The 1,691-nt window shown below is 60.1% G+C and carries 1 protein-coding gene and 1 pseudogene; both read right to left on the bottom strand.

The genetic code is table 11. The features are described from left to right. Positions 1-153: 153 nt before the first annotated feature. Positions 154-966 carry a putative hydro-lyase gene (locus ACWI8T_RS09915; protein ID WP_294374966.1) on the bottom strand — a complete coding sequence of 271 codons (813 nt, stop codon included), beginning with the start codon at positions 964-966 and terminating at the stop codon, positions 154-156. A 175-nt stretch (positions 967-1,141) separates the two neighbouring features. Continuing rightward, positions 1,142-1,691, bottom strand: a pseudogene (locus tag ACWI8T_RS09910) (hypothetical protein); the annotation flags it as partial.

Here is a 1,691-nt window from a genome sequence, read left to right as displayed (position 1 = left end):
GGTTTCTGCCGACGCGATTCCTGTCAATTGTGTTTGGCAATTATCTCGGGCGCTTTCGGGTTGCGATAAACCTGCTAAACGCTACGAGCATTTAGCAGGTCGAGTAGGTTGTGTTAAACGCTACGAGCATTTAACAGGTGCGGTTCAAGGTTGCTAAAACTTCAGGGAGATGTTCTTCGTGTCGGTGATGAGCATGCAGCCGGGTGCGTGGGTGATGGCGAATTTCGGCTTCACGTTCATGACGACCGACTGCGGGGTGACGCCGCACGGCCAGAACACGGGCACCTCGCCCTCGTGAATATCGACCGCATCGCCGAAATCGGGCTTGGAGATATCGTCAATGCCGATGACGCTGGGGTCGCCGATGTGAATCGGTGCGCCGTGGACCTTCGGAATGGCGCCTGAAATTTGCACGGCCTGCACGACCTGATCATACGGGATGGGGCGCATGCTCACGACCATGTTGCCGGACATCTTGCCCGCCGGCTCGCACGCGATGTTCGTGATATACATGCTCACGTTGCGGCCCTGCGTGTTGTGGCGCATCTCGATGCCGGCCTCAATGAGCTCGCTTTCGAAGCTGAACGAGCAGCCAATGAGGAATGCGACCAAATCGTCGCGCCACAAATCTTCGACGCTCGTGGGGTCGTCGACCATCACGCCATCGCGGTAGACGCGGTAGCGCGGGAAATCGTTGGCGATGTCGCAGTCGGCGCTGCTGGTATGGAAGAAGCGGTCGCCCACCTCCGAAACCTCCAAAATGGGGCAGGGTTTGGGGTTGCGCATCGCGAACAGCAGGAAGTCGTAGGCGTCTTCCTTCGGCAGCACGATGAGGTTGCCCTGCGCGTAGCCTGGGCACAAGCCGCTCGTGGGACCGCTGAAGCGTCCTTCGCGAATGATATGGCGCATTTCGCGCGGGGTGATGTTTGCGGGAATGTCGGAAATGCTGAGCTGTTCTTGTGCCATGGTGCTTCCTCGCGTATCTTTCTGCCGCTTTGTCGGGGCGGCGCCCGCCACTTCATACGCCGTGGTCGCGTTCTGTATGCTGCGCGCGGCGCTCGGCCAAAGCCGCATGTCGCGCATATCGCATCGATTTGTTCGTGCGGCTCGTTTTTCGGGCCGCGCCCGTTTCTTCCTCCGCTTATTCCACCGGAGGCATGGTGGGCTCGCCCGCGTGGTCGTTCGGCTCGATGCAGGGCATTTCCAGCGTGAGCCTGCCCCGTGCGTTGGCGCGCACGTTGCGGTAATAATCGCGCTCGGCCACGAGCAGGCGCTGCGCTTCGATGACCGAAACGGGCTTGAACTGCACGTACTGCTTGGTCGCGCGCTGCACAAGCAGCGGAATGTCGACGCTCGCGACGGTGGCGATTTTCGCGTAGCCGCCCGTTGTTTGGCGGTCGGCGAGCATTACGATGGGGGTGCCCTGCGCGGGGATTTGAATCGAACCCAGCGCAATGCCGTCGGAAATGATGTCGGAACCGCGGCTCGATTCGATTTGCGGGCCATCGAGGCGGCAACCCATGCGGTCGGTTTGCGCGCTTACCTGGTAGCGTTCCTTATAGAACGTGTCAATGCCGCGGCTCGTGAACAAATCGCTTTGCGGACCGGGCACTACGCGAATTTCCTGCGTGAGGTACTCGAAATGGTAGAACGGGTCGTTGCGGTAGTGGTTGGGGCCGAAATCGTAGTAG

Source organism: Slackia sp. (assembly GCF_977041755.1).
Note: the sequence above shows the minus strand (reverse complement) of the source record. Positions and strands in the feature narration are given on the sequence as shown.

What these genes read in the sequence shown, in the direction of transcription:
- ACWI8T_RS09915 (WP_294374966.1), bottom strand. Translation starts at nt 966, where the DNA reads ATGGCACAAGAACAGCTCAGCATTTCCGACATTCCCGCAAACATCACC.